The organism is Streptomyces sp. NPDC059456, assembly GCF_042750055.1.
In the GTDB taxonomy this organism is placed as follows: Bacteria; Actinomycetota; Actinomycetes; order Streptomycetales; family Streptomycetaceae; genus Streptomyces.
This window is the reverse complement of record NZ_JBHYVA010000892.1, coordinates 1-2890: the sequence shown is the minus strand read 5'-3', so window position 1 is coordinate 2890 and position 2890 is coordinate 1. Positions and strand designations below refer to the sequence as shown.

Here is a 2890-nt window from a genome sequence, read left to right as displayed (position 1 = left end):
GTGTTTTGTTTAAACGACCCCGCTGCCACCCCCGCCCCGCCGCCCCCCCGGGGCGCGGGCCGCCGCGGCCGGCGGCCAGGAGGACGAACTCGCCAGGATCCTCCCCGAACTCGGCGACACCCCCCGCGGCCCGCACGACGAGGAGAGCACAGCCCGGCTCTTCGAACTGACGGCCCGGATGCTGGAACGCCTCGCCGCGGACCGCACCGTCGTCCTCGTCTTGGAGGACCTGCACTGGGCGGACACCTCCACCCGCCACCTGCTCTCCTACCTCTTCCGCACCCTTGCCGCCGGCCGGCTCGTCATCGTCGCCACCTACCGGGCCGACGACGTCCACCGCCGCCATCCGCTGCGCCCGCTGCTCGCCGAACTGGACCGCCTCCGCACCGTCCAGCGCATCGAACTGCCCCGGTTCAACCGGGCCGAGGTGCGCCGCCAGCTCGCCGGCATCCTCGCCTCGCAGCCCGACGAGGCCTACGTGGACTCCGTGTTCGACCGCTCCGACGGCAACGCCTTCTTCGTCGAGGAACTCGCCGCCTGCAAGGAGAGCAGCTGCCGCGCCGGACTCCCCGAGTCCCTCCGCGACCTGCTGCTCGTCCGCGTCGAGGTGCTGCCGGAGGCAGCCCAGCGCGTCGTGCGCATCGTCGCCGAGGGCGGATCCACCGTGGAGTACCCGCTGCTGCGCGCCGTCGCCGGGCTGACCGAGGACGAGCTGATCGAGGCCCTGCGCGCCGCCGTCGGAGCCAACATCCTCCTCGCCACCCCCGACGGGGACGGCTTCCGCTTCCGCCACTCGCTGGTCCGCGAGGCCGTCAGCGACGACCTGCTGCCCGGCGAACGCGCCCGCGTCAACCGCCGCTACGCCGAGGCCCTGGAGGGCGACGACTCGCTGATCCGCGCCGCGGAACGGGTCATCCGGCTCGCCGCCTACTGGTACCACGCCAACGACGCCGCCAAGGCGCTGCCCGCCGTCCTCGCCGCCTCCGTCGCCGCCCGCCGCCGGCACGCCTACTCCGAGCAGCTGCGCCTGCTGGAACGGGCGCTGGACCTGTGGGAGAGCGCGCCGCAGGAGGTCCGCGAGGCGCTGCGCCCCGTGGACTACACGGACGTGTACCCGCCGTGCGGCTGCGACCCGGCGACCACCCCGCTCAAGCGGCTCGACCTGCTGGCCGAGGCGACCGTCGCCGCCCGCTTCGGCGGCGAACGCGAACGCGCCCTGAAGATCACCAAGACGGCCCTGCGGCTGCTGGAGGAGGACGGCGACGGCGACCCGCTGCGGGCAGCCTGGTTCTGGACCGAGCGCTCCGGACTCGTGGCCAGCCTGGCCCGCGGCGACGGCTGGGCGGAGCTCGGCAAGGCCCAGGAACTCGTCAAGGGGCTGCCCCCGTCCCAGGTGCACGCCCAGGTCCTGGTCCGGGCCGCGGGCTGGGGCATGCTCCACAACCCCGGCCCCGGCAACCTCGACGCAGCGGAACGCGCCGTGTCCTACGCCCGCATGCTCGGGGCCGAGGACATCGAGCTCAACGCCCGGATCACGGTGGGCTGCCTGCTCACCGACTCCGGCGACCCCGAGCGCGGGCTCGCCGAGCTGTTCGCCGTCCGGGAGCGGGCCACCGCACTGGGGCTCGTCATGCAGGCGGGACGCGCACATATCAACCTCACCTCTCAGCTGGAAGGCATGGGCCGGTCCCGCGAAGCCGTGGAACTGGCCGAACAAGGGGTCGAACTCCTCAAGAAGTCACGGCTGCTGGACAGCGAGGCCTGGATCAGCGGGAACATGGCCGAGAGCCTGTACAGCCTCGGCCGCTGGGACGAGGCCGCCGAAGCCGCCCGGCGCGCCCTGCAGGTCGGCCAGAGCGCGGCCCCGCGCGGTTCCGCCTCCGCACGGCTGTCCTACCTGGCCCTGGCACGCGGCGAACTGACCGAGGCGACCGGCCGGCTCTCCGCCGCCCACGCCCACTTCGGCACCCACGACAGCCAGCCCCAGCACCGCCTCCCGCTCTTCCGCCTCGCGGTCGGCGTGGCCGCGGGGGAGGGCCGGATAGCCGACGTCCGCACGGAGACCGCCGAGGCGATCGCCTACGGCTTCCCGCTCGGCCACCACCGCTACGCCTGGCCCCTGCTGCTCGCCGCCGCGTCCGCCGAGGCCGACGCCCGGGGGCTCCCGGCCGCCGAAGCCGGCCGCGCGGCCGCCCTGGACGCGATCCGCGGCGCCGCCCGCGCCCTGGCGACCCCGGTGCCCGTGTGGACCGCCCACGCCGAGTTCCTGCGCGCCGAGCTGCTGCGCGCCGAGGACCGCGACCGCGCCGCCGACTGGGCCGCCGTCGAGCAGGCCGTCCGCCCGCTGGAGCGCCCGTACCTGCTGGCCCGCGCCCGCCACCGGCTGGCCGAGACCCTGCTGGCCTCCGGCGGCGACCGCGAACCCGCCGCCCTGCTGCTCCGCGAGGCCCACGCCACCGCGGACCGGCTCGGCGCCCGCAGGCTCCGCGAGGACCTGGCCCTGCTCGCCCGGCGCGCCAGGCTCCCGCTCACCGGGGCCGACACGCCCCCGGCCCTGCCCGCGCCGGAAACCGACCCCGCCGAGGCCCTGGGCCTGACCAGCCGCGAACGGGACGTACTGCGCCTGGTCGCGGCGGGCAACAGCAACCGCCAGATCGCCGAGGAGCTGTTCATCTCCCCGAAGACGGCCAGCGTGCACGTCTCGAACATCCTGGCCAAGCTCGGCGTCGCCGGCCGCGGAGAGGCGGCCGCCCTCGCCCACCGGCTGAGGCTGTTCGCGCCGCTCACTCCCGCGGGGGCTGCTCCGCCGGGCGTATGAGCACCCTGCCGGACTCCAGGTCTATCGGCCCGCGTCCCGGATCGCCGGCGGTGACGGGGGTGCGGCGCCGCG

General features: G+C 75.6%; 2 protein-coding genes. One reads left to right on the top strand and one right to left on the bottom strand.

All coding sequences use genetic code 11. The features are described 5' to 3' along the window. Positions 1–22 precede the first annotated feature (22 nt). Positions 23–2818, top strand: coding sequence for a LuxR C-terminal-related transcriptional regulator (locus ACFXA3_RS40155; protein WP_385195993.1), 2796 nt, complete (start codon positions 23–25; stop codon positions 2816–2818). On the opposite strand, the gene ACFXA3_RS40150 is transcribed toward ACFXA3_RS40155, so the two are convergent. After that, the coding region (locus ACFXA3_RS40150) for a DUF6191 domain-containing protein (protein ID WP_385195991.1) at positions 2784–2890 on the bottom strand (107 nt) is incomplete at its 5' end. The two genes, ACFXA3_RS40155 and ACFXA3_RS40150, sit on opposite strands and share 35 nt — an antisense overlap.